Here is a 24720-nt window from a genome sequence, read left to right on the forward strand (position 1 = left end):
ATCGGCAGCACCGCGCCGTTCATCGTCATCGACACGGACATCTTGTCCAGCGGGATGCCGTCGAACAACGTGCGCATGTCGTAGATCGAGTCGAGGGCCACCCCCCCCCAGCCCACCACACCCCCCCCCCCCGCGTGCCGTCAGGCGCAGGCCGCCTGGTTGAGCGTGACGGCTGAAGGCGCGCTCGTCGTGCCGTTGGCGGTGAAGCCGAGCGACACCGACGCGCCGGGAGCCAGCGAGGTGGCGTGCGACGGCGCGGCCACGGTGACCGTGGTGCCGGACTGGGTGAACGTGCCGTTCCAGCCGTTGTTGATGGTGACCCCGGCGGGCAGCGTGAACGCGACCGTCCACGGGCTGGCGGCGTTCGTCCCGGTGTTGGTGACGGTCAGCGAGCCCTGGAAACCGCCCTGCCAGGAGTTGTCGAGCTTCCAGGCCGACTTGCACGCACCCGTGCCGCCGCCACCGGTCGTGGTGGTCGTGGTGGTCGTGGTCGGGCCGGGACCACCGGCCGGCGGGATGAGGTACGGCTGCAGGATGCTCTGCTTCGCCTGGTTGACCGTGGTCCAGTCGTCGTTGAGGATGCCGCCGGTGTCACCGGAGTTCGGGTTCCACGACCAGTACGTGAACGAGATGCCGTTGACGCCGGTCCCGGTGTAGGCCATCAGCTTCTCCAGCCACACCTTGTCGACCGGGTTGGCCAGCGTGGTGCCGAACTCGCCCATCATGAGCGGCGCGGTGTTCTGCTTGTAGAGGTAACCCCAGTACTTGTCCCAGATCCCCGGCAGGTTCGCCGGGTAGTCCGGCGCGCTGAACCACGGCTGGTTGTAGACCGAGGTGGCGTACTCGTGCGGCGAGTACACTAGCCGGCCGGGCACGGACAGGCGCACCGGGAACTGGCCCGCCTTCGACAGGTTCCCGCCCCACCAGCCGCAGTCCTCGTCGTTGGACGGGTCGCCGTCCCAGATGTTCGACAGCCCGCCGCTCGGGCAGCTGACACCCTCCACGAAGATCAGCCAGTTCGGCTGCACGGACAGGATCGCGTTGCCCGCGCGTTCGGCCGCGAGCCGCCAGTCGCGGGCGGTGTCGCCGCAGCCCCAGCACGAACCGGTCGCGGCCGGGTTGGTGCCCTCCGCGTGCGGCTCGTTGTGCAGGTCGGCGCCGATCACCGTGGTGTTGCCCGCGTAGCGCTGGGCGAGCATCTTCCAGTCGTTGATCCAGGTGGTCTCCGGCACGCTCGCCGTGTACCAGAGGGCGGTCTGCCCGGCGCTGGTCGGCCGGTGCCGGTCGAGGATGATCCGCATGCCCTTCTGGCCCGCGTAGCCGATCACCTTGTCGAGGATCTGCAACGGGGACAGGCCCACCAGGTCGGGATTGGTGTAGTCGTTGATGCCGGTGGCCTTGGCGTCGGGCTTCAACGCGTCGTTGGAGAACGGGACGCGCAGGGTGTTGTAACCCAGCTGCGCCATTTGGTCGAGCTGCTGCCGCCACGTCCGACTGGCCCACAGGCCGTGGAAGGTCTTGTTGTCGGTCTCCATGCCGAACCAGTTGAGGCCGGTCAGCCGGACCGTCGCACCGGTGCTGTCGAGGATCTTGCTCCCGCTGGTGTGCAGGTATCCGGTGCCGGTGCCGCCCTCCGCCGCCACCTCCTGCGTGGCCTGGCTTGCCGTGCTGAGGGCGACCGTTGTGCTCACGGCCACCGCGGCCGCGATCAGGGCGCCCAGAAGTTCGTTCCGCCGTTTCATGCGCTCTCCTTTGAGCACGCTCATGCCGTTGTGCCGAGCCGGTTGTCCCCAGACCGCCCTTCTGGGAGCGCTCCCAGAGTCCTGATTCGACCAACTGCGGTCAAGACGGCGTTCGGAGTAGCGGACGGACCGCGGTCGTGTCGTCAAGGACCGGAAGGTGGATTCCGGGATCTTCGGAAAAGCGGCCGTGTGATCTTCTCGGCGATCTTCGCGCGCCAGTAGCTTCCTGGCGTCAAAGGCCGTTCGGTCCCAATGGCTTTCTCGTGGCGGAGGATCCGTGTTCAGGCGTTCGTTCGTTTCCGCACTGGTGTGGATGGTCGCGCTCACCGGCACCGCGGAGGCCTCGGCTGCTCCGGCCTGGTCCCCTTGCCGGGAAGGCGAACCGGGCGAGTGCGCCACCGTGCAGGTGCCCGTCGACTGGAACAACCCGGGCGGCGAGAAGGTCGGCGTCGCGATCGGACGGTTGAAGGCCACCGAACCCGAGCGCCGGATCGGCGTGCTGTTCGTCGCTCCCGGCGGTCCCGGCGGCTCCGGGATCGACTTGTTCGTGCTGGGCAACAACAAGCTCACCACCGGCGAGCTGCGCAAGCGGTTCGACATCGTCACCTGGGACCAGCGCGGTGTCGGTCGCAGCAGCGAGGTCAGGTGCAGCGCCGAGCTCCTCGGGCGGCGGCCGGGCGACTACCCGGCGAGCGAGCAGGAGTACCGGAACCTGGTGGCCTACAACGCCGAGCTCGGCGCGGACTGTCGCAAGCACACCGGGCCGTTGTTCGACCACCTGGACACCAAGAGCGTGGTGCGCGACCTGGACGCGGTCCGCGCCGCGCTCGGTGAGGAGAAGATCAGCCTCTTCGGGTCCTCGTACGGCTCGCAGGTGGCGCAGCAGTACGCCGAGCTGTTCCCGGCCAGGCTGCGGGCCGTGACGATCGGGTCCAACCTGGACCACGGCATCACCTCGGCCGGTCACTACCTCGCGACGGCCACCGCGGACCTGGAGCGTTCGTTCAACGCCTTCGCGGACTGGTGCGCTCGGACGGCGAACTGCCCGCTGCACGGTGAGGACGTGCGGGCCCGCTGGGACGCGTTGCACGCCAAGGCGGAGGCGGGTGCGCTCATCGACCCGGACAGCGGGGAAGCGCTTTCCGCGGAAGGGCTGCGCGGTGAGCTGCTGGGGGCGATGTTCACGCCGTCGAACAGCTGGTACGGCTTCGCGGCCCGGCTGCGCTCGCTCGCCGCGGGCACGAAGACCGGAGTTGCTGCGGCGAGCGGGGTGGCCGCGGTGACCGACGCTGCTGCGACGAGCGGGGCGGCGGCGGTGACCGGGACGGCCTCGACGACCGCGAGGACCGGACCTGCCGCCACCACGAGGACCGCCGCGGCCGAGGACCTGGCCGGCAACTCCTACCAGGCGATCTGGTGCGAGGACTGGAAGTGGCGGGTCGACGGGTACCGCGAGCTGCGGGCGTTGCGCGACCAGACCGCCGCGCTCGCCCCGCACACGAAGCTCAGCCCGTTCTGGAACGACATCGCCACCTGCCTCGGCTGGCCTGCCGAGGTGAGCAACCCGCAGCACCGCCTGTCGATCTCGAACGCGCCGAAGATCCTGGTCATGACGTCCTCCGCCGACGTCGCGGCACCGCATGCGTGGAACGTCGCCGTGTCGCAGCAGATCGGCAACTCCGTGCTGCTGACCTACGACGGTGTCGGCCACGGCCAGTACACGCTGAGCAGCTGCGCGCGGGCCAACGTCGACCGGTACCTGATCGACCTCGTCACGCCCGCGCGCGGCACCCACTGCGCCGCGGAGTACCCGACGGCAGCCCTGGCCGTACGTTCAGGAATGGCAGTGTGAAGCCGTGCCGTGACCGGGCGGTGGCACGTCCAGCGAGGGGTTCCGGTCGAAGAACCCGGCCGGCTTCAACGAGAACCCGACGTACTCGCACGGCATGATCGGCCAGTCCTCCGGCCGCGGCAGGTGCGAGGTGCCGAACGTGTGCCAGAGCACGACGTCGGTGTTGACGAGGTCGCGTTCCTGCCGGACCCAGGAGCCGATGCCGTCACCGGGGTGCTGGTTCGGGTAGTCGCCCGCCGCGTGCAGCTCCTTCGGGTCGTAGCGGGTGACCCACAGGTGGTGGCGGGCGAACTCGGCGCGCCGGGCCAGGTCGCTCTCCGGTGCGGCGAGCAGGGTCGGGCCCACGAACGGCACCAGCTTGTAGCCGACCGGTTCGCCGAACCGGTTGACCACGTTGGGGTTGACCACCTTCCACGTTCTGGCGGTCTGCGGCGAGCACGCGCGGCGGGCGTCGCGTTCGTTGGTGATCGGGGTCTTGCGGGCGACGATCGCGTTGCCGTGCTCGTTGCCGGGGCCCATGGGCAGGCCGACGGCGTCGACCTCCAGCACCGTGTTGTCCGGACCGTCGATCTCCAGGTCCAGGCGCATGTTGAACAGGTGCTGGTGGTTGGGCGCGTCGAGCTGCGGTGCGACGAGCGTGCCGAACTCCGGGGTCGTGCCGGGGGCGATGGCGCGGGTCTGCACGATGCCGGTCAGCTTGCTCTCGAACTGGATCGTGCCGTCGAGGTAGAGGTACCAGAAGAAGCCGTACTCGTAGTTGCCGATGGTGTGGATGGCGGAGACGACGAACCGGCGGGACCGGCGGACCTCCGGCGCGCCCGCGTAGCGGAAGTTCCAGTGCTTCCAGAGGATTCCGTAGTCCTCCTCGTGCATGCAGATCGCGTTGGTGATCGTCTGCGGCGTGCCGGACTCGTCGGAGAGCACGGCGTCGAGGTAGCGGATCTCCCCGAGGCAGTCGCAGCCGAGCGACAGCGACCCGACGGTCTTGCCGAGGTTGTACTCGCCCGCGTCGAACACGTTGCGGAAGTAGAAGTCGTCGCTGGTGTCGCCGTAGGGCACGACCATCTCGCTGATCGCCGCGCGGTGCAGCACCGAACGCCGCCGTCCACCATCCAGATAGGACACATCGCTGAGGACGAGACCCTCGACCGCGTCGACGTGCACGTGCAGGCGCCAGCGCTGCCACTCGATGACGTTGCCGCTGACCGTGAACGACGGTCCTTCCGGCTGGGTGATCTCCAACGGGCGCAGGTCGGTGCGCAGCGGCCCGACGCTGCCGACGTCGTAGTTGCCGCTCTCCGGCGGCAGCGGGATCGGCTCGCCGTCCTGGATCGCGGCGACCGACTTCTCGTTGCAGTCGATGACGAACACCAGGTTGCCCACCGGTCGTGCGTAGCCGTTGTCCTCCGGGAACTCGCGGACGTAGGCGCTGGCTCGCATGATCCGCCGCTTCGCCGACACCCCGTCGACCGGCAGCGTGCCGGTCGACCACGGGTCGATCTGCAGCAGGTCCAGGTCGTGCACGCCGTGCCGGGCGAGTGCCGCGACGGCCGCCGGGTCCTTGCGGACGATGTCCTCGAGCTCCAGGATCTCCTCGATCATGATGCCCGGCTGGACGTCCGGAACGTGCCGCCAGCTGGTGATCTCACCGGTGGCCAGGTCGACGGTGGCCTCGTAGGTGGCGGCGTCCGCGCGGTCGTAGACGACGAGGAACGCGGAGCGCGCGACCGGTGCGCCCGGTGTCCAGTCCCGCACGACCTGCTTGTCCGGCAGATCCGTGCGCACGACCGGGAACCGCGCTTCGGTCAGCTCACTGCGATGTTCGCGCACGGCGGCGACGGCGGCGGTGATCTCGTCCGGGGTGAGCGGGTCGTAGGGGTGCCTGAGCGGCGGTTGTGGGCTCATGATCGTCCTCTGGGCGGTGAACGGGAGAGGGTGTGCTGGTTCAGGCTGGGCGCGGTTCGTCCTCGGGCGCCAGCACCGGACGGCGGGACGTGACCACTCCGGCCCAGACCACGCCGGCGGCGATCCAGGCGCCGAGCGCCCACGGCACGGTGTCGAGCGGGCTGGCGGCCTCGTAGACCGCGCCGAACACGGCGCCCGCGGCGACCAGCACACCGGCGGTGGCCGCCACGACGAGCTTGGTGCGGTTCACCTCGTGCCACAGGCCGCGTGCACCCGCGACGCACATGGCGAGGTACATCAGGGCCAGCCCGGCGCCGGCGAACCCGGCCATCCACCCGAACATCGGCGCCCACTGGGGCTGCAGCACGTCCGGTTGCCCGGTGGCGCGGGAGAACAGGCCGTCGGTGAGCGCCACCAGTGCGATCGCGGCCACGGACACGACCGCGAGCAGTCCCGCCGCGACGACCGGGGTGCGGTAGCGGGGATGCGTCTTCGCGAGGGACGCGGGCAGCCGTCCCGCTCTGGCCATGGCGAGCAGCCCGCGGGACGCCGCCACGCAGACGCCGATCGCCACCGCGGCGACGTCCAGGATGATGATCACGAACACGAGGTCGCCGAACCACGTCGAGCCGAACTCGGGGCCGGAGGCGAGTGCCTGCAACGGGAACACGCTCGCCTTCCAGGCCTCCGCGTCGAGACCGAAACCGACGGCCTGGGAGTACGAGGTGAGGATGAAGTAGGCGCCGCAGATCGTGAGCGACCACAGCACCGCACGGGGGACGTGCCGCTTCGGGTCGTCGGTCTCCTCGGCGAGGTTCGCGGCGGACTCGAACCCGATGTACATGTTGAAGCTGTAGAGCACGCCGTAGAGCAGCCCGAGCCCGTCGATCGCGAACGGGTTGAACGGCTTCGCCGACAGGCTGGTGCCGCCCTGGCCGCCCTTCGCGATCACCCACACCGCGAAGACCGCCACGATCGCCGCGGAGATCAGCACGAGGGCCAGCTGTGCCTTCACCGACACATGCACCCCGATGACGACGGCGGCCATGACGAGCGCGACGAACACGAGTGCGAGCACCCACCAAGCGACGTCCACACCGAACGCGCTGCGCAGGAACTCCTCGGTCTGCCCGCCGAGCGCCAGGAACGTAGCCGCCGCCAGCACCGCCATCGCGCCGTAGTACAGCCACCCGGCGACGATGCCGACGCGCGGGCCGAAGGCGTCGCAGATGTACTCGTACAGCGAGCCGCACAGGTGGATTCGCTTGGCGTACTGGGCGATCACCCAGCCGGCACCGAAGATCCCGACGCCGGCGATGACGAGGGCGATCGGCGTGGCGACGCCGGCGCCGCGGCCGGTGGCCGACAGGCCGACGACCAGTGGCAGCAACGTGGCCACGGAGAACACCGGGCCCATGAATCCGACGGACTGGGCCAGCACACCGGACATGGTGATCTTGGCGTGTCCTGGTGAAGCACTGGGATCATCGCTCATCTCGGCTCCCGCGGGGTGTGGAGAGGGCGCCGGACCACTTCCTCCGGCTGTACGATATCCGAACATGGCGTACGTTTAATGGACAGATCCTGGTCGCGGAATTGCGTGATGTCAACACTTTTCGCGACGGGCCGCAATGTGCGAATCCACTCGGGACAGAAATCGCTCAGGCGGTCACGGACGGTTCCAGGTGGGGCGCGCCGACCACCTCGCGCCAGGCGTCGAACCCGTGCTGGAACGCCACGACACCGGCTTCCGGCAGCGCGATCTCAATGGCTTCCAGGATTTCCTTCGGTGAAACACCGACGTCAAGTGCGACCCGTATGTGACTTTTGATGTGCGCCTTGTCCGCACGCAGCACGGTCAGGCTGAGGATGAAAAGAAGCTCTTTGACGTCACGGCCCAGCGTGCGCTGTTCCAGATAGGCCGCGCCGACGAGATCGTCGGCGGCTTTCAGCACCGGCAGGTCGTTCGCGGCCATCACCTTGTGGTAGTCGAGCACATAACCACGCCGGGCGACCATGTCGTCGAGATAGCGTTGCGCTTCGCTCATGGTGGAGGACTTTCTGCTCGTGCGGCGGGCAGGAGAACGCGGCTGGCCTGGCTCACCAGCAGACTCCGCACCTGGCCGCGGAAGACGGCGAAGCCCGGATCGGCGGCGAGGCCCTGACGGCGTGCCGCCCGGTCGGAGAAGTCGTCGTACTGCCAGAGGTAGACGAGGGTGTTCAGGCCGCCGACGTCGACGGTGTAGACACCGAGCGGCTCACCGAGGTGACGGACCTGCGGCTCCCGTCCGGTGCGGTGCCACTCGTCCAGGTACCGCGGCACCCCGCCCGGGACGAGCACGTAGTCGCGTTGTTCGACGATCACGGCACCCTGCTTCCGATGAGCTGGCCGGCGAGCAGCACGAGGGCCGGCCCGAACTCGGCGGCGGTCGTCATCGCCGCCACGTAGCGGTCGGGCCGGACCAGCACGACCTCGCGGCCGCGTGCCTCGAACCAGGCACGCAGTTCGTTGTGGACGTCCTCGACGACGTCGGTTTCGCTTGAGACGCAAGGTTTCTCGTGGTGCCGGCGGCCCGCCCGCGACTCCACGACCTTGACCACCCGCGGCCGGAACCGGTCCACCACCGATCGTTCCGCGGCGGTCAGGCCGGCCAGCGGGTCGCACTCGAACCCGATCACCGCGAACCACGGGCCGAGCACGTCGTCGAGCCGGTGGCAGGTGCCGTCCGCGGTCTCCACCACGGGCTGGGCCATCATGCGCCCGACGCCGGGGAGTTCGGCCGCGGGCCGCTCCGGTACGACGAAACCGTTGCGGTAGTGGGGAACCGGCTTGAACCGCATCTCCAGCGTCCACCGCTTGACCGGCCCGGCGACCGCAGCCGTGCGCAGGAACAGATCCCGTGCGCGGGCGACCGAGCGGCGGGTGGGGCTGATGATCCGGCCGAGCGTCGTCGACAGGTCGATCATGGCCTGGGCGTGCGGGCGGCGTTCCACGTCGTAGGTGTCCAGCAACGACTCGTCGGCCTTGTCCTGCACGATGGCGGCGAGCTTCCAGCACAGGTTCGTGACGTCGCGGATGCCGGTGTTCATGCCCTGCCCGGCCCACGGCGGCATCAGGTGCGCGGCGTCGCCCGCCAGTGCGACGCGACCTTCGACGAACCGCTCGGCGATGCGGGAGTGGTGCGTGTACACCCGCGCCCGGATCACCTCCACCACACCGGGATCGCGCACGTGGTGGCGCAGCAGGTCGTCGACGTGGTCGGGGGCGAGCATCTCGTCCGCGTCCTCGCCGGGGAAGAGCATGAACTCCCAGCGGCGGTGATCGTCGGGCAGATGCGCGCACACGTACGGTCGGCGCGGGTCGCAGTGCAACGCGGTGTACGGCGCGTCGAGCGGGTCGTTGGCGCAGTCGATCACGACCCACTTGCGCTCGTGCGTCCTGCCCTCCAGCGCGATGCCGAGCTGGGTGCGGATCGGGCTGCGGCCGCCGTCGGCCGCGATCACGTACCCGGCGCGGACCTCGTGCTGTTCGCCGTCGGCGGTGACCAGGTCGAGCGTGACGCCGTCCGCGTCCTGGCGCAGTGTCCGCATCTCGGTGCCCAGCAACACCTGCACGTGCGGGAAGCGGGCGAGACCGCGGCGCAGCACGGCCTCCGCCAGCGGCTGCATGAAGATGTTCCGCTTGTACCAGCCGAACTCCTGCGCGGTGGGGCGGATGTCCGCGAGGCAGCGGCCCGTGCCGTCGAAGAGCTTCAACGGCACGTTCTGGATGGTGCCGCAGAGGATCTCGTCCACCAGCCCGGCCGTCTGGAACGTGCGCAGGCTCTCGTCGTCCACGCCCGCGGCCCGCGGGTAGTCGACGATCTCGGTCTCCCGGTCGATGATCAACGTCGGCACGCCGTAGCCGCCGAGCAGGTTCGCCGCGGTGACCCCGACCGGTCCCGCGCCGACGATCACGACCGGCACCGAGGCCGGCGGCACGCCGCTCATCGCGTGGTTCCGGTGAGGAAGTCGGTGACGTGCTCGATGAACTCCGCGGGGTTGTCGTCGTGGGCGTAGTGGCCCGCGTCGTCGATCTCGGCCCACCGCAGCAACGGCTGCCGCTGCGCCATGCGCACGCACGTGTCCACCGGGAGGAAGTCCGAACGGGCGCCGCGCAGGACCAGGGTCGGGCACCGCAACGCCTCGACGCACGCCCACAGGTCGACCGACCGGCCGGGATCACCGCTGCGCCTGGCCTCGGCGATCCCGGCCATGTCGGACTTCCACGCCCACCCGCCGCCGGCACGGGACCGCACGGTGTGCTCGATGCGGGAGGCGAGCGCGTCCTCGGTGATGCCAGGGCGGATCCGGCGCCAGTAGGCGCGGACCTCGTCGAGCGAGGAGAACCCGTCCGGTGTGGCGGCGAGCTCCCGCAGGATCCGGTCGGCGCCCGCGGTCTCGGTCGACGACCCCGGCCCGATGTCCTCGACGACCAGCGCGTCGACCTGGCCGGGATGCCTTGCCGCGTAGGCATAACCGACCGTGCCGCCCATGGAGTGCCCGACGATGCCGAACCGGGTGAGCCCGAGGTGGGCGACCAGGCCTTCGACATCGCGGAGGTAGGCGTCGGCGAAGTACTGCCGTTGCGGGTCCCACGCGCTGTCGCCGCGGCCGCGGAAGTCGAGCGCGATGACGCGGTGCGTGCGGCTCAGCGCCTCCGCGACCGGTTCCCACGTCTGGGCGTAGCTGCGCAGGCCGTGCAGCAGGAGCACGGCCGGTGCTCTTTCCTCACCCCACGCCAGGTAGTGCTGGACCAGGCCGTTGAGCGGCACCAGGTGGCTGGCCGGTTTCATCGCAGGCCGTCCACGCCCTGCACCTCGTCCGCGGTGAGGCCGCCCAGCCGGGCGTGCAGCCTGCCGCGGGAGGCGAAGGCGAAGGCGATGACGACCTCGTCCGGCCTGGGTGCGTCCCCGAAGCTGATCGAGATCGTGTCGTAGTTCGACCGCACGTAGAGCGCGTCCTTGTGCGCCAACGGGATGTCGATGGTCGTGCCGGCCGCGGCGACCTTGCCGCTGGAGGGCACCCACGACTTGCCGCCACCGACGGCGTCGCGCACCGGATCGGCGAACAGCTGCGTGAGGAACGCGTTGCCGTGCTCGTACTCGCCGTTGACGCCGACGACGCACGCCTTGCCGTAGCTCTGGATCGGCTCGCCGCCCGCCGCCTCGACCGCCCGCCGGCCGACCTCGTGGCCGAGCTGGTCCGACTTGGCCACGATGTCGCTCAGGTCCGCGCCGAACCGGCCCGCGTACGGGTTGTGCACCGCGGCGGCGATGACGATCCTGCGGACCGAGGCCCCGTCGGCGAGCTGCCCGGTCTCGGTGGCCAGCACGTCCTCGACGTGGGTGAACCACTTGCGGACGTGGTAGGGCCCGAAGTTCGCTTCTGGCATGGGTTCTTCCGTCTCCTCTGGCGGGTCAGGTGTAGAGCGGGTCGAGCACCACCGGCTCGCTGGGCGCGTTGTGCTCGCCCAGCACGCGCTGTCCTTCCTCGTCGTCGGTGACGGTCTCGACGAAGAACTCGAACCGGTTGCCGTCGGGGTCCTCGAAGTAGAGGCCGAACCCCACCTTGTGGTCGGTGGTCTTGACGACCTTGACGCCCTTGGACAGCAACATGCCGTAGAGCCGCCGCAGGTCGTCGAGGTCGCCCTCGACCTCCAGGCCGTAGTGCTGCAGACCGAGCCCGCCCTGCTGCGCGCCCTCCTCCGCGCGGATCAGCGCGAGGTCGTGGTGCTTGCGGCCGAAGGAGAGGAACACCCACTGCGGTCCGCGCGCGGTGATCTTCATGTTCAGCACGTCCGCGAACCAGGCGGCGGAGGCTTCCGGGTCGCGCACGAACAGCGACAGGTGGGTGCGGACGATCGAGGGTGTGACCATGAGCGTTCTCCTTGTTCAGTGCTGGGCGACGGGCGCGGCGGCGGCCACGGCCGGGGTCCACGCCACGTCGGTGATCTCGGGGAACTCCCGCCACTCCTTGGCGAAGGTGCGACCGCCGTCGGTCGAGCGCAGCAAATGGCCGTACTTCGTGCCGGCGAACACGAGGTCCGGGTCGGCGGAGTGCGTGCCGAACGCCCAGACCGTCGAGTTCGGCGGTACGTCCACAGTGGACTCGGTCCAGGTCCGCGCGAGGTCGTCGGAGCGGAAGATCATGGTCCGCGTGCCCGGTGTGCCGTCGCCGATGCCGAGCAGCAGGGAGTTCGTGCCGGGGATGCGGGCGACGAGCCGCGTGTAGTAGATGCCCCAGGTCGATTTCGTGCCGGTGCGCGTCCACGTCACCCCGTCGTCCTGGCTGACGAAGATGGCGTTGACCACCAGGCAGACGACCGTCTTGGGCGGTCCGTCGAGCACCAGCACGCAGTGGATGTCCGAGGGGTTGACGCCCTCCGGCCCGTCGACGCGCTCCCACGTGTCACCGCGGTCGCGGGTGAGCCACAGCCCGCCCTCCTCGACGCCGAACCAGGCGGACTTGCCGTCCACGTGGTCGTAGGCGGCGGTCAGGATGCGCGGCTTGCTCACGCCGGCGCAGCGTTCCGGCAGCACGGGGGAGAGGCGGTCCCACGTGACGCCGCCGTCGGTGGTGCGGTACATCGCCGCACGGGCGGGGGCGCCGGTACCGATCAGCATGCTGTCCGGGTCGTTGGGGTCGATCGCGATGGACCACACCTGCTGGTCGTTGAACGGCGAGTCCACGCGGGTCCAGCGGGTGCCGCCGTCGTCGCTGCGGCCGAGCCCGGCGTCGGCGCCCGCGAAGATCACCTCCGGCCTGGCGGGGTGCACCGCGAGCGCGCGGACCACGGAGTCGAACTCCAGGGCCTGGTCGAGCGGGATGCGGTGCCAGGTCGCGCCGTCGTCGTTGCTGCGCAGCACTCCCTGTCCCGCCGTGCCGACCAGAATGGTTCCTTGCATCGGGATTTCTCCTTCGAGCTCAGAGGAAGATGCCGCGGGTCAGGCCGCCGTCGATGCCGATCGACTCGCCGGTGATGCCGCCGGAGCCGGGCGAGGCGAGGAAGCAGACGGCGTCGGCGACCTCGTCGGCGGTCAGCACGCGCCGGATCGGCGTGCGGTCGATGAAGTTCTGCTCGACCTGCTGCGGCGTGATGCCCTCGGCGGCGGCGTTCTTGGCGTACAGCTCGTGGATGTGCTCGGTCTCGACGACGCCGGGGTGCAGCGTGTTGATCGTGATGCCGTCCGGGCCGAGCTGGTCGGACAACGCCTTGGTCATGTGCACGATCGCGAGGTTGCGCATGCCGGACAGCGCGTGGCTGGACCGGCCGGTGAGCCCGCCGATGTTCACGACGCGGCCGTAGCGGTGCGCCCGCATGATCGGCGCGACCGCCTTGACGCACCGGAAGTACCCGACCACCTTGGTGTTCAGGTCGGCGAGCAGCGCGTCCGGGTCGGCGCTGCCGATGTCGTTGCGCACCAGCCCGGCCGGGGCGGCGGCGCCGTTGACGAGGATGCTCACCCGGCCGACCTCGTTCGCCGTCTCGGCGAGGTTCAGCACGGAGTCCATGTCGGTGGTGTCGGCGGAGACGGGCACGACCCGGCCGCCGAGCTCGTCGGTGATCTCCTTGGCGGCCAGGTCCAGCACGGACATCCGGCGTGCCGCGATGACGACCGCCGCGCCACGCCGCACGAGCGCGCGCGTGACGGCCTTGCCGATGCCCAGCCCGCCACCGGTCACGATCGCGACCTGGCCGCTGAGATCCTGTTCTGTCATGTCAGGTTCACCCACACGCTCTTGGTCTCGGTGTACTGCTCGAGGACGCCGCGGCCCATCTCGCGGCCCCAGCCCGACTGCTTGTAGCCGCCGAACGGCGACGCGGGATCGGTCATGTTGAAGCAGTTGATCCAGACCGTGCCCGCCTTGATCGCACCGGCCACGCGGTGCGCCTGCGTCAGGTCGTTGGTCCACAGCCCCGCGGCCAGCCCGTAGGGGGAGTCGTTGGCCTTGTCGACCAGGTCGTCGACCTCGGTCCACCGCATGGCGACGAGCACCGGCCCGAAGATCTCCTCCTGCACCACCTTCATGTCGTGCGTGGTGTCCGCGAGGATCGTCGGTTCGAGGAAGAAGCCGTCCGCGTGCTCCTCGCCCAGGCCGTGCGGCCGCGAGCCACCGGTGGCGAGGAAGGCGCCCTGGTCCAGCCCGGACTCCACATAGGACTTCACGGTGGCGAGCTGCCTGGCCGACACCAGCGGCCCCATCTGCGTGGCCGGCGCCTGACCCGGCCCGACGACGATGCGGCGCGCGTGGTCGACGAGCGCGGACATCACGTCGTCGTAGAGGTCGGAGTGCACGTACAGCCGCGACCCGGCCGTGCACGTCTGACCCTGGTTGAAGAAGATGCCGTCCGAGGCCGCGGCGGCGACCGCGACCGGGTCCGCGTCCGGGAACACGATGTGCGGCGACTTGCCGCCGAGTTCGAGGGAGACCTTCTTCATGTTGCCGAGCGCGGCCCTGGTGACCGCGCGCCCGGTCTCGGTCGAGCCGGTGAACGCGACCTTGTCCACGCCGGGATGCGCGGCGATGGCCGCGCCGACGACACCTCCGGTCCCGGTGACGACGTTGAGCACGCCGGGCGGGAACCCGGCCTCCTCGACCAGCTCCACGAGCCGCAACGTGGACAGGCAGGTCTCCTCGGCCGGCTTGAGCACCACGGTGTTGCCCATCGCCAGCGCGGGCGCGAGCTTCCACGCGGCCATCGACATCGGGAAGTTCCACGGCACGATCGCGCCCACGACACCGATCGGTTCGTGCACGGTGTAGTTGAGGACCTTGAGCCCGTTGCGCGGCGACAGCGGGATGGTCGAGCCCTCGAACTTGCTGGGCCAGCCCGAGAAGTAGCGGAACAGCTTCGCGGTCGTGCCGACGTCCACGGCCCTGGCGACCGCGACCGGCTTGCCGTTGTCCAGCGACTCGATGAACGCGAGGTCCTCGGCGTTGGCCTCGACGAGCTCCGCGAGCCGGTGCAGCAGCTCGCCGCGCTGCAAGGGGTTGATGTCGCGCCACGCCGGGTTGGCGAGCGCCGCCCGTGCCGCGGCGACGGCCTCGTCGACGTCCGCGGCCGTGCCACTGGCCACTGTGGACAGCTGGCGGCCGGTGGCGGGGTTGATGGAGGGCATGGTCCGGCCGGACTCGCTGGGGCCCCATCGGCCGTTGATGTACAGGCCGTGCTCGCGGGCCAGGAACGAGGTGACGCCGAAAGGTGCCGGCGCCGGCAGGAAGGTCGTGTCGGTCACGAGGTGCTCCTGGGTGCGGGTGGGAAGGCCGGTGGTCACAGGGCCATCTCGACGAGGTGGGGGCCGCCGGCCGCGGCCGCGTCGGTCAGCGCCTTGCGCAGGTCCGCCACGGTGACGGCGCGGACGGCGGGCACGCCGAACGCGGCCGCCAGCGCCACCCAGTCCACGCACGGGTCCGCCAGGCTGGTCAGCGCCTCCGCCTGCGACCCGAACTCGGCGTTGCCGTGCCGCCCGAGCTCGGTGCGCAGCACGTTGTAGGTGTGGTTGGCGGCGATCAGGACGATCACGTTGGCGCGCTCGCGGCTCATCGACCACAACGCCTGCGCGGTGTAGAGGCCGCTGCCGTCCGACTGCAACGCGATCACCGGCCGGTCCGGTGCGGCGATGGCCGCCCCGAGCGCACACGGCAGCCCCTGCCCGATGGCGCCGCCGGTGTTCGTCATCACCGTGTGCGTCACCGCGGACGCCGACTCGGTGTAGAACGGGTAGCCGCTCGTGCCGCCCTCGATCGACACGATGGCGTCGTCCGGCAGGCACGCCGCGACCACCCGCCCGATGACCCGCCCGGTCAGCGTCTCGGCGTCGTCCGGCGGCGCGGTTTCCGTTGCGATGGTGGCGATCGGCGTGGTGGCACCGATCAGGTCGGCCAGTTCCACGAGTGCCTGTTCGGCGTCCTCGATCGGATGCGCGAGCTTCACCAGCGTGCCCGGAGCGGTGAGCACGCTCGGCACGCCTTCGTAACCGAAGTACGCGACCGGGTCCTCGGCGCCCGCGACGATCACCACGTCCGCTTCGCGCAGCACCGCGGCGGCGGTCTCGGGGAAGTACGGCAACCGGTCGATGGCCGGCAGCCCGCCACCCCGGTCGACGCGCGCGGGGAACGTCTCGCAGTAGAGCGCGGCACCGGTGGCCGCCGCGATCATCCCGGCGGCTCGCTGTCCGATTCGGGTCAAGGCGTTGCCGCCCAACAGGAACAGCGGCCGCCGCGCGTCGCGGAGCCGTTGTGCGGCCTTCTTGAGGTGGTCGACCGCGACGGCCGGGCGTCGTGCGCGCGGTGCGAGGTCGGCCTGGGAGCGCGGCGCGGTGGCCTGCTGGTGGTCGGCGGGCACGATCAGCGTCGAGACACCGTGCCGCTGGTGAGCCTCGGCGATCGCACCGGTGGTGGCGGCCGCGACGCCCGCGCGGTCGGTGACGTGGTGAACCGTGCCCACCGTCGCCGCGAGAGCCGCGATGTCCGACGTCAGCGGCGCGTCGAACGGCAGGTGCCAGCTGGTGTGGTCACCGACGACGTTGACCAGCGGAGTGTTCGCCCGGCGCGCGTTGTGCAGGTTCGCCAGGCCGTTGGCCAGCCCCGGACCCAGGTGCAACAACGTCATCGCGGCGTGCCCGGTGATGCGCGCGTACCCGTCCGCCGCGCCAGTGCACACGTTCTCGTGCAGGCCGAGCACGGCCCGGACACCCGGCACCCGATCCAGCGCGGCCACCAGCGGCATCTCGGTCGTGCCGGGGTTGGCGAAGCAAACGCGCACGCCCGACTGCGCTGCGGCGAGCACGAGCGACTCGGCGCCGGTGAGGACGTCTTCAGCCACGGCTGTCTCCAGAGGGAGTGCGATAATCGTACAGAGTGTTCGCTTATCGACCAGAGCGTAGACGCTGCTGCCGTGACGGGGAAGCCCGCAGTTCGGAGCGGTTCGCGGACACGCGAAAACACCCGGCCTGACGACGCAGACCGGGTGTGACGGGAAAGTGTTGCTACGCGGGCGTTTCCGCGCTGAAGTCGCTGGAAAGCCGGCGCGCGGCCTCCGCGGCCGCGGACATCACGAGACCGGGGACGCCGGGGTCGGAGACCTCGGTCCCGAGCTGCACGATCCCGATGCTCGCGCTGGCCCACTCGGACGTGCTGATCGGCGCCGCCACTCCGAGCGCCCCCGGCTGCAGCACCCCGACGCTCAGCGCGTACCCCTGCGAGCGCGCCAGCCGCACGATCGCGGAGTCGTCGTCCGAAGCCGGGCGTCCGGCGAGAATGGCCACCCCGTCCGCGCCCAGCTCCAAACCGTGCCGCGCGCCTTGGCGCAACGCCAGGTGGAACGTGCTCTGCGGTGGCTCCTCGGTGAGCAGGATCAGCGCCTCGTCGCCGTCGGCCACGCTTAGCAGTGACGTGCTGTTCGTCTGCGTGCTCAGCCGGCGCAGGATCGGCAGGACCACCGCCTGCAGGCGCGGGCGCAGCCGGCTCGCCAGTTCCGACACGCCGATGCCCAGCACGTACCGGGTGCCGATGCGGCCGACCAGGCGGTGGGCTTCGAGGGTGCGCAGCAGCCGGTAGACCACCGCGCGGGCGGTGGCGAGGTGTTCGGCCAGTTCGCCCGCGGTCAGGCCGTCGCTGTGTTCTGCCAGCAACGACAGCACCTTGAGCCCGCGGTCGAGCGTCTGGGAGATCTCCCCGCCTGCAGAACTCATCGCGCGCTCGTCCTTCTTGACTGGTCGGTCAGTAGCTCTGTTTAGCACAGCGGCCCGCCGGTGATTGACCGGTCGCCGACCTCTCGCCTAGTGTACGACTATCGACCACTAGGGACGGTAATCGGACATGTCGCAGCGATCAGTCGCCGAGGAGCTCGCTCGGAAGCTCCCCGCCATGCCGTTCGTCGCAGGGCATTGGCAGTCTCACTCCTCCGCTCAGCCGTTCGACGTCGTCGACCCGGTGACGGAGCAGACCCTCACCGCGGTGGTGGAGGCCGACGGAGCGATGGTGGACCGTGCCGTCGCGTCCGGCCACGATGCCCTCGACGGTGAGTGGGGGCGCATGGACGGCGCCACCCGCGGGGAGTTGCTCCACGCCTTCGCGCGGCTGCTCGACGAGCGCGCGGAGGACTTCGCGAACGTCGAGTCGCTCGACGTCGGCAAGCCGGGGTTCGAGCCCAGGATGATCGACCTCCCGCAGGCGGTCGCCACGTTCCGGCACTACGCGGGCTGGGCCGACAAGCTGACCGGGCAGACGATTCCCACGTCCGGCTACATGGGACGGTCGACGCTGAGCTACACGGTGCGGCAGCCCATCGGGGTCGTCGCCGCGATCACGCCGTGGAACTCGCCCACGATGATCGGCGCGTGGAAGATCGCGCCGGCGCTCGCGGCCGGGTGCGCGGTCGTGCTGAAGCCGCCGGAGGACGCGCCGCTGACGTCGCTGATGCTCGCGGAACTGGCCGAGCAGGCCGGTTTTCCCGCCGGCGTGCTCAACGTCCTGCCCGGACGCGGTGTCACGACCGGCAACCTGCTGATCAACCACCCCGGCGTCGACAAGATCTCGTTCACCGGCAGCCCGGAGACCGGGCAGATCGTCGCGACGGCCGCGGCGAAGGGGTTCCGGCCCACCACGCTCGAACTGGGCGGAAAGAGCCCGCAGATCGTGTTCGCCGACGCCGACCTGGACGCGGCGGCGAACGGGGTGGCCGCCGGCGTCTTCGCCAACCAGGGCGAGGTCTGCGCGGCGGGCAGCCGGATCCTGGTCGCGCGGGACGTCTACGACGACTTCGTCGGCCGTGTCGCCGAACGCGCCGCGAAGGTGGTCCTCGGCGACCCGTTCGACGAGGGCACCACGATGGGCGCGCTGATCAACACGAGGCAACGCGACCGCGTCGCGCAATACGTCGAGCGCGGCCGTGAAGAAGGCGCCCGCGTGGTCACCGGAGGCGGCAGGCCCGACCGCGCCGGGTTCTTCGTCGAACCCACGCTGTTCGCCGACGCGTCGAACACGATGACCATCGCCCGCGAGGAGATCTTCGGTCCTGTTGGGACGATCATCCCGTTCGACGACGACGAGCAGGCGGTCGCCATCGCCAACGACAGCAGCTACGCGCTCGCCGCCACGTTGTGGACCACGGACCTGAACCGGGCGCACACCCTGGCCCGCCGGGTCGACGCCGGTGCCGTCGCGGTGAACGGCTGGTCGCCGCTCGACCCGCGGCTGCCGTGGGGCGGCTGGAAGCTCAGCGGACACGGCCGTGAACTCGGTCTCGCCGGACTCGAAGCGAACACCGAGCTCAAGACCATCACGATCGTCCTGTGACACCACTTGGGACACCAATGGAAAGGGAACACCGAATGCCTGCCCGCGTACTCGTCACGTACTACAGCGCGACCGGCTCCGTGCACCGGCTCGCCGAAGCCGTCACGGCAGGAGCCGAGGACGCGGGCGCCGAGGTCCGCCTGCGCCGCGTCGCCGAGCTGGCCCCGGAGGAGGCCATCGCCTCGAACGCCGACTGGGTGCGGCACCGCGACGAGACCGAGGGGATTCCCGTCGTCACCCTGGACGACCTGGAGTGGGCCGACGGCTACGCGTTCGGCACGCCCACCCGCTACGGCGCGCCCGCCGCGCAGCTCAAGCAGTTCATCGACACCGCGAGCAGCCTGTGGCACGAGGGCAAGCTCGCCGACAAGCCGGTCACCACGTTCGTCTCGTCCGCGGAGCTGCACGGCGGCCAGGAGGCCACGATCCTGTCGCTCAACAACGTCTTCTACCACTGGGGCTGCGTGATCGTCCCGCTCGGGTACACCGACGACGTCGTCTACGCGGCGGGCGGCAACCCGTACGGCACCTCGTGGCCCGCGGGGTTCCCGTCGACCATGCCCGACGAGAAGGTGCTGGAGTGCGCGCGCTTCCAGGGCCGGCGGCTCGCGCACTTCGCCGAGGTGCTCGCGGGTGCGCGGGCCGGGGCCGCCTAGGCGTTCGACCTTCGATTCGACTCGAACGGTGGCCTGGAACCGCTTGCGGCACAACGCGAGCAGCCGATGATGTCGGTTAGCATGCGAACCTCGCCGACTCATGGAGGTTCCCGATGGCGGTGCTGCCCGCGCGGGTGTTGTTCGGTGCCGCCTACTACCACGAGTACCAGCCGTACGACCGGCTCAAGACCGACCTGGACCTGATGGTGGAAGCGGGTTTCACCGTCATCCGGGTCGGCGAGTCGGTGTGGTCGACGTGGGAGCCGGAGAACGGCCGGTTCGACCTGGAGTGGCTGCGGCCGGTGCTCGACGGCGCCCACGAGCGCGGCATCTCGGTCGTCCTCGGCACCCCGACGTACGCGGTGCCGCCGTGGCTGGCCCGGCAGTACCCGGAGATCGCGGGGGAGCAGGCCGACGGCCGCCGGGTCGGGTGGGGTGCGCGGCAGGAGGTCGACTTCACCCATCCCGCCTTCCGGTTCCACGCCGAACGGATCGCGCGCAAGATCGCCGGCCGGTACGCGGACCACCCCGCGGTCATCGGCTTCCAGGTGGACAACGAGCCGGGCATCCGGCTGCTGCACAACCACGGCGTCTTCCAGCGGTTCGTCGACCACCTGCGCACCACCTACGGCGACGTCGAGAACCTCAACCGCGCGTGGGGACTGGTGTACTGGTCGCACCGACTGTCCACATGGGCCGATCTGTGGACGCCGGAGGGCAACGCCCAGCCGCAGTACGACGTGGCGTGGCGGGCGTTCCAGGCCAGGCAGACCACCGAGTTCGTGGCGTGGCAGGCGGACGTCGTGCGCGAGTACGCGCGGCCGGACCAGTTCGTCACCACCTGCCTGCACTACCCGCACGTCGCGCTCGACGACGCCGAACTGACCGAGCACGTCGACGTCACCGCGGGAAACCCGTACTACGACATGCAGGACGCGCTCACCCTGCCCGACCCCGACGAGTGCGAGCAGAGCTGGAAGACCAACGGCGTGTGGGCGTTCTACCGCGGCGCCGACTGGATCTTCTCCTCACGCCAGGAACCGTTCCTCGTCACCGAGACCAACGCGGGCAACATCAGCTCGCCGTGGGACAACCGCCCCGCCTACGACGGCCAGTGGCGTCAGGCCGCGTGGGCGCTCGTCGGCCGCGGCGCGCGGATGATCGAGTACTGGCACTGGCACACGCTGCACTTCGGTGCCGAGACCTACTGGGGCGGCGTGCTGCCGCACAGCGGCAGCCCCGGCCGGGTGTACGCCGAACTGGCCCGGCTGGGCGCCGAGTTCGAGACCGCGGGCGCGGCGGTCGCGGGCATCGAGCCGGACGCCGACCTCGCGATCGTGTACTCGGCGCCCAGCAAGTGGTACATGCAGAAGTACCCGCCCCTGTCCACTTCGGACGGCGGCCCGGACGGTGCCGCGTACCAGCGGATCTTCGACGCGTTCTACCGCGGTGCCTTCGAGGCGGGCCGCCAGGTGCGGATGATCCACGCCCGGCAGCTGGCCGGCCTGGACCTGGCCGCGCACCCGGTGCTGGTGGTGCCCGCGCTGTACCTGGCCGACGACGAGACCGTCGACCTGCTCTCCGCGTACGCGCACGCGGGCGGTCACCTGGTCATCGGACCCCGCACCGCCTACGCCGACCACGAAGGCAGGGCACGCCACGAACACGCGCCCGGCCGGCTCGTCGAGGCCGCGGGCGTCTACTACGACGAGTTCAGCAACCTCTCGGACGACCTGCGCGTGCTGGCCGCGGCCGGCTTCGACCTGCCGGCGGACGCCGTCGCCACCCGGTGGGTGGAGGGGTACACGGTCATCGACGCCGACGTGCTCGTGGAGTACGACCACCACCACTTCGGACGTTGGCCCGCCGTCACCACACGAGGGCACGGCGCCGGTCGCGTCACGTGCGTCGGCACGATGCCCGGTCGCGGTCTTGCCGCGGCACTGGCGAAATGGCTTGCGCCGACACCGAAATCGGGCTGGCAGGACCTGCCGGAGACGGTCACCGCGACGACCGGGACCTCGCCGGACGGGCGCCGCGTGCACGTGGTCCACAACTGGAGCGGCGACCCCGTCGAGATCGCGGCGCCCACCGCGCTCACCGATCTGCTGGACGGCAGCGAGATCCCCGCCGGCGGACCGGTCGGGCTGGCCGAGCGGGACGTGCGGATCTTCGTGGCCGGGTGAGCTCAGCGCATCGTGACGGCACGCCAGAGCTCGGCGTTGTCCTGCGGGCCGGTGCCGGGACGGTTCTCCCGGTACCAGTTCACGATCCGCCGCCTGCCCGCGTCGGTGATGTGGTAGCCGAGGTGGTCACCGACGGGTGCCCAGATCAGGTCCGCGGCCAGGGCCTGCTGGATCGCGTCCGGACGGCACATGCTCTGCAGCAGCCACGGCCACACCATGCCCTGCGCGGTCATCCACAACACGCGCAGCACCGCCGTTTCCGGTAGCGCCGGAACGTCGTCCGCCGCGTTGTCGAAGAATCTGCCTGCTTGCATCCGAACCCCCGTTCTTCACCCACGCCTCTCGTAGTACGGCCTGCTCCTGGCTCTGGTTCAGGCCCGCGGGCAAATACTTTCGCGTCGAATGGGGTTCGGGTCGATTCGATCCGCGCAGTTCACGCGCTCGCGCGGCGCACGAGCGAGGTGGGCAGCAGCATCGACAACGGCAGCTTCTCCTCGCCGGCGAGCTCGGCGAGCAGCCGCCACGTCATCGTGCGGCCGAACTGCTCCACGTCCTGGCGCACGGTGGTGAGCGGCGGCACGGCGGTGGAGGCGAGGACCGAGTCGTCGAACCCCACCACCGCCACGTCGTCGGGAATCCGGTAGCCGCGCGCCTGCAGCACCCGCAACGCGCCCAGCGCCATGATGTCCGCGGCCACGAAGACCGCGTCGAGATCGGGTGCCCTGCGCAGCAGCTCCTCCATCGCGAGCGCGCCGCTCTCGGGCGTGAAGTCGCTGTGCACCACCAGCTCCACGGAGCGGCCGTGCTCGGCCAGCCCGCACCGCCAGCCGCTGAGCCGGTCCATGCCCACCGCCATGTCGCGCGGACCGGCGATGGTGGCGATCTTCTCCCGGCCGAGCGAGACGAGGTGGCGCACCGCTCCCAGCGCGCCGTTGAAGTTGTCCGAGTCGACGAACGGGACGGTGCCGCCCGCGAGCGGACGGCCGCCCACCACGATGGGCAGCCCCGCCTCGTGCAACGTCCGGGGCAACGGGTCCTCGCCGTGCAGGCTCACCACGAGCGCGCCGTCGACGTGCCCGCCGGTGAGGTATGCGACCTGGTCCTGGCCGTCCAGCGGCTGGTTCATCATCAGCAGCAGCTGGACGTGCCGCCCGGTCAGCTCGGCGTGCACCCCTCGCAGCACGCCGGCGAAGAACGGGTCGGCGAGCACGCGGCTGCCCTGTTCGGAGATCACCAGCGCGATCGCGTTCGCCTTGCTGCCCGCGAGCGTGCGCGCCGCGTGGTTCGGGCTGTACCCGAGCAACGCGATCGCGCGGTGCACCGCCTGCCGTGAACGTTCGCTGACGTACTTCTCGCCGTTGATCACCCTGGAGACGGTGGACTTCGACACCCCGGCCACGCGCGCGACCTCCTCGATGCGCGGGCCGGGGCGGCGACTCCTGCCTTCCGTCATGAGACGGCGACCAGCGCGTTGTCGCGGGCCACCCTGCTGTACCACCTCGCACTCATCTTCGGCGTCCGGATCTGCGTGGTGTAGTCCACGTGGACGATGCCGAACCGCTTCGCGTACCCCTCGGCCCACTCGAAGTTGTCCAGCAGCGACCAGCAGAAGTAACCGCGCAGGTCGACGCCCGCCTTGATCGCCGTGTGCGCGGCGCGCAGGTGCGAGGCGATGTAGCCGGTCCGGTCGACGTCGTCGATCGCGCCGGAACCGGAGAAGTCGTCGCGGAACGCGGCACCGTTCTCGGTGATGTAGAGCGGCAGCCGCGGGTAGTCGTGGTGCAGCCGCAGCAGCACGGCGGTGAGCCCGTCCGGCCGGACCTCCCAGTCCATGTCGGTCCGGGGAGCGTCACGGCGGGGGAACGACGCGTGCTGCACGCCGATCCACGGCGAGGGACCCGGTTCGCTGCCGTTGGGCGACGAACTGACGTAGTGCTCGGTGTAGTAGTTGACACCCAGCATGTCCATCGGCGCGGAGATCACGCCGAGGTCGCCGTCCCGCACGTGCTCGGCGAACCCGAACGGCTCCAGGTCCGCGAGGATGTCCGCGGGGTATTCGCCGCGCAGCAACGGGTCCAGGAAGATCCGCTGCTGCAGCCCGTCGAGCCGGCGCGCGACGTCGAGGTCCGCCGGGTCGGCGGGGTCGACCGGGATGATCGGGTACATGTTGAGCGTGATGCCGACCTTGGCCTCCGGCGCGGCGGCGCGGATGGTGTCGGCGGCGAGCCCGTGCGCGAGCAGCAGGTGGTGGACCGCGGCGGCGGCGGCGGCCGGCTCGGTCCGTCCCGGTGCGTGCACCCCGGCCGCGTAGCCGAGGAACGCCGAGCACCACGGCTCGTTCAGCGTCGTCCAGGTGCCGACGCGGTCACCGAGCGCACCGACGACGCTGGCCGCGTAGTCGGCGAACCGGAACGCGGTGTCGCGCGTCGCCCAGCCACCCGACTCCTCGAGCGTCTGGGGCAGGTCCCAGTGGTAGAGCGTCGGCCACGGCACGATGTCGTGCGCCAGCAACGTGTCCACGAGTCGCTGGTAGAAGTCGAGCCCGGCCTGGTTGACCTCGCCGCCGTCGGGGCGCACCCGCGGCCAGGCGATCGAGAACCGGTAGGCCTTGAGCCCGAGCTCGGCCATCATCCGCACGTCCTGCTCGAACCGCCGGTAGTGGTCGGCAGCGGGTTCGCCGCAGTCGCCGCCGACGACCTTGCCGGGCAACCGGCAGAACGCGTCCCAAATGGAGTCGGTGCGGCCGTCCACGTCGGTCGCACCTTCCACCTGGAACGCCGCAGTCGCGGCTCCCCACAGAAAACCCTGCGGGAAAACAATGTTCTCCATTTTCACCCCTTGACGGCGCCCTGCATCACCCCGGCGACGATCTGCCGCCCGAGCACGAGGAACACGATGAGAACCGGAACCGTCGCGAGCGTGGTTCCGGCGAGGACGAGCGAGTAGTCGACGTAATAACCGCTCTGCAGCTTCTCCAGTGCGACCTGGATGGTGGGGTTGTCGGCGTTGAGCACGACGAGCGGCCAGAGGAAGTC

Annotated in this window: 21 protein-coding genes and 2 pseudogenes; 4 read left to right on the forward strand and 19 right to left on the reverse strand. The window is 70.4% G+C overall.

The genetic code is table 11. The features are described 5' to 3' along the window. Window positions 1-122: pseudogene (locus ACWEIJ_RS45630) on the reverse strand (methylmalonyl-CoA mutase family protein); the annotation flags it as partial. Between the two features lie 18 nt (window positions 123-140). Continuing rightward, window positions 141-1742, reverse strand: a complete 1602-nt coding sequence (locus ACWEIJ_RS45635) for a cellulase family glycosylhydrolase (protein WP_449843558.1) — start codon at window positions 1740-1742, stop codon at window positions 141-143. Window positions 1743-2019: 277 nt separating this feature from the next. Between ACWEIJ_RS45635 and ACWEIJ_RS45640 the strand changes: the two genes are divergently transcribed. Further along, window positions 2020-3594: an alpha/beta hydrolase gene (locus tag ACWEIJ_RS45640; RefSeq protein ID WP_449843559.1), complete on the forward strand. Its 1575-nt coding sequence runs from the start codon at window positions 2020-2022 to the stop codon at window positions 3592-3594. On the opposite strand, the gene ACWEIJ_RS45645 is transcribed toward ACWEIJ_RS45640, so the two are convergent. From ACWEIJ_RS45645 to ACWEIJ_RS45705, 13 genes are all read right to left on the reverse strand, one after another. Beyond that, a complete protein-coding gene (locus ACWEIJ_RS45645; protein WP_449843560.1) occupies window positions 3577-5499 on the reverse strand; it encodes a primary-amine oxidase in 1923 nt (640 codons plus the stop codon). The genes ACWEIJ_RS45640 and ACWEIJ_RS45645 overlap by 18 nt on opposite strands. A 40-nt stretch (window positions 5500-5539) precedes the next feature. Further along, the gene (locus tag ACWEIJ_RS45650; RefSeq protein ID WP_449843561.1) at window positions 5540-6994 is read right to left on the reverse strand and encodes an APC family permease; all 1455 of its coding nucleotides are present in this window, start codon (window positions 6992-6994) and stop codon (window positions 5540-5542) included. 166 nt (window positions 6995-7160) lie between these two features. Continuing rightward, window positions 7161-7547: a carboxymuconolactone decarboxylase family protein gene (locus tag ACWEIJ_RS45655; protein WP_449843562.1), complete on the reverse strand. Its 387-nt coding sequence runs from the start codon at window positions 7545-7547 to the stop codon at window positions 7161-7163. After that, the gene (locus tag ACWEIJ_RS45660; protein ID WP_449843563.1) at window positions 7544-7864 is read right to left on the reverse strand and encodes an NIPSNAP family protein; all 321 of its coding nucleotides are present in this window, start codon (window positions 7862-7864) and stop codon (window positions 7544-7546) included. The genes ACWEIJ_RS45655 and ACWEIJ_RS45660 overlap by 4 nt, the downstream gene beginning before the upstream one ends. Next, window positions 7861-9489, reverse strand: coding sequence for a bifunctional 3-(3-hydroxy-phenyl)propionate/3-hydroxycinnamic acid hydroxylase (locus ACWEIJ_RS45665; protein ID WP_449843564.1), 1629 nt, complete (start codon window positions 9487-9489; stop codon window positions 7861-7863). The genes ACWEIJ_RS45660 and ACWEIJ_RS45665 overlap by 4 nt, the downstream gene beginning before the upstream one ends. Further along, on the reverse strand, window positions 9486-10334 hold the full coding sequence (locus ACWEIJ_RS45670; protein WP_449843565.1) for an alpha/beta fold hydrolase: 849 nt from the start codon (window positions 10332-10334) through the stop codon (window positions 9486-9488). Before ACWEIJ_RS45670 ends, ACWEIJ_RS45665 begins: the two co-directional genes overlap by 4 nt. Further along, on the reverse strand, window positions 10331-10933 hold the full coding sequence (locus tag ACWEIJ_RS45675; RefSeq protein WP_449843566.1) for an amino acid synthesis family protein: 603 nt from the start codon (window positions 10931-10933) through the stop codon (window positions 10331-10333). Before ACWEIJ_RS45675 ends, ACWEIJ_RS45670 begins: the two co-directional genes overlap by 4 nt. A 25-nt stretch (window positions 10934-10958) precedes the next feature. Then, window positions 10959-11417 carry a VOC family protein gene (locus ACWEIJ_RS45680; RefSeq protein ID WP_449843567.1) on the reverse strand — a complete coding sequence of 153 codons (459 nt, stop codon included), beginning with the start codon at window positions 11415-11417 and terminating at the stop codon, window positions 10959-10961. A 15-nt stretch (window positions 11418-11432) separates the two neighbouring features. Next, entirely contained in the window at window positions 11433-12446 is a 1014-nt protein-coding gene (locus ACWEIJ_RS45685) for a WD40/YVTN/BNR-like repeat-containing protein (protein ID WP_449843568.1), read from the reverse strand. A 19-nt stretch (window positions 12447-12465) separates the two neighbouring features. After that, a complete protein-coding gene (locus ACWEIJ_RS45690) occupies window positions 12466-13260 on the reverse strand; it encodes an SDR family NAD(P)-dependent oxidoreductase (protein ID WP_449843569.1) in 795 nt (264 codons plus the stop codon). Beyond that, the gene (locus tag ACWEIJ_RS45695) at window positions 13257-14780 is read right to left on the reverse strand and encodes an aldehyde dehydrogenase family protein (protein WP_449843570.1); all 1524 of its coding nucleotides are present in this window, start codon (window positions 14778-14780) and stop codon (window positions 13257-13259) included. The genes ACWEIJ_RS45690 and ACWEIJ_RS45695 overlap by 4 nt, the downstream gene beginning before the upstream one ends. Window positions 14781-14815: 35 nt before the next feature. Beyond that, on the reverse strand, window positions 14816-16369 hold the full coding sequence (locus tag ACWEIJ_RS45700) for an acetolactate synthase large subunit (protein ID WP_449843571.1): 1554 nt from the start codon (window positions 16367-16369) through the stop codon (window positions 14816-14818). Between the two features lie 163 nt (window positions 16370-16532). Then, window positions 16533-17237 carry an IclR family transcriptional regulator gene (locus ACWEIJ_RS45705; protein WP_449843572.1) on the reverse strand — a complete coding sequence of 235 codons (705 nt, stop codon included), beginning with the start codon at window positions 17235-17237 and terminating at the stop codon, window positions 16533-16535. 127 nt (window positions 17238-17364) lie between these two features. On the opposite strand from ACWEIJ_RS45705, the gene ACWEIJ_RS45710 reads away from it, so the two are divergent. From ACWEIJ_RS45710 to ACWEIJ_RS45720, 3 genes are all read left to right on the forward strand, one after another. Next, on the forward strand, window positions 17365-18843 hold the full coding sequence (locus ACWEIJ_RS45710; RefSeq protein WP_449843573.1) for an aldehyde dehydrogenase family protein: 1479 nt from the start codon (window positions 17365-17367) through the stop codon (window positions 18841-18843). Window positions 18844-18878: 35 nt separating this feature from the next. Next, a complete protein-coding gene (gene wrbA / locus ACWEIJ_RS45715) occupies window positions 18879-19499 on the forward strand; it encodes an NAD(P)H:quinone oxidoreductase (RefSeq protein ID WP_449843574.1) in 621 nt (206 codons plus the stop codon). A 113-nt stretch (window positions 19500-19612) separates the two neighbouring features. Beyond that, complete coding sequence (locus ACWEIJ_RS45720; RefSeq protein WP_449843575.1) at window positions 19613-21685, forward strand: beta-galactosidase; 2073 nt, start codon at window positions 19613-19615, stop codon at window positions 21683-21685. Between the two features lie 2 nt (window positions 21686-21687). Here the strand turns inward: ACWEIJ_RS45720 and ACWEIJ_RS45725 are convergent, their stop codons facing one another. The 4 genes and pseudogenes from ACWEIJ_RS45725 to ACWEIJ_RS45740 all read right to left on the reverse strand — a co-directional run. Next, the gene (locus tag ACWEIJ_RS45725) at window positions 21688-21999 is read right to left on the reverse strand and encodes a hypothetical protein (protein ID WP_449843576.1); all 312 of its coding nucleotides are present in this window, start codon (window positions 21997-21999) and stop codon (window positions 21688-21690) included. A gap of 119 nt (window positions 22000-22118) precedes the next feature. Next, the gene (locus tag ACWEIJ_RS45730) at window positions 22119-23138 is read right to left on the reverse strand and encodes a LacI family DNA-binding transcriptional regulator (RefSeq protein WP_449843577.1); all 1020 of its coding nucleotides are present in this window, start codon (window positions 23136-23138) and stop codon (window positions 22119-22121) included. Further along, window positions 23135-24514, reverse strand: coding sequence for a GH1 family beta-glucosidase (locus tag ACWEIJ_RS45735; protein ID WP_449843578.1), 1380 nt, complete (start codon window positions 24512-24514; stop codon window positions 23135-23137). Before ACWEIJ_RS45735 ends, ACWEIJ_RS45730 begins: the two co-directional genes overlap by 4 nt. A gap of 2 nt (window positions 24515-24516) precedes the next feature. Next, window positions 24517-24720 (reverse strand): annotated as a pseudogene (locus ACWEIJ_RS45740) (carbohydrate ABC transporter permease); the annotation flags it as partial.

Source organism: Lentzea sp. NPDC004789, assembly GCF_053601075.1.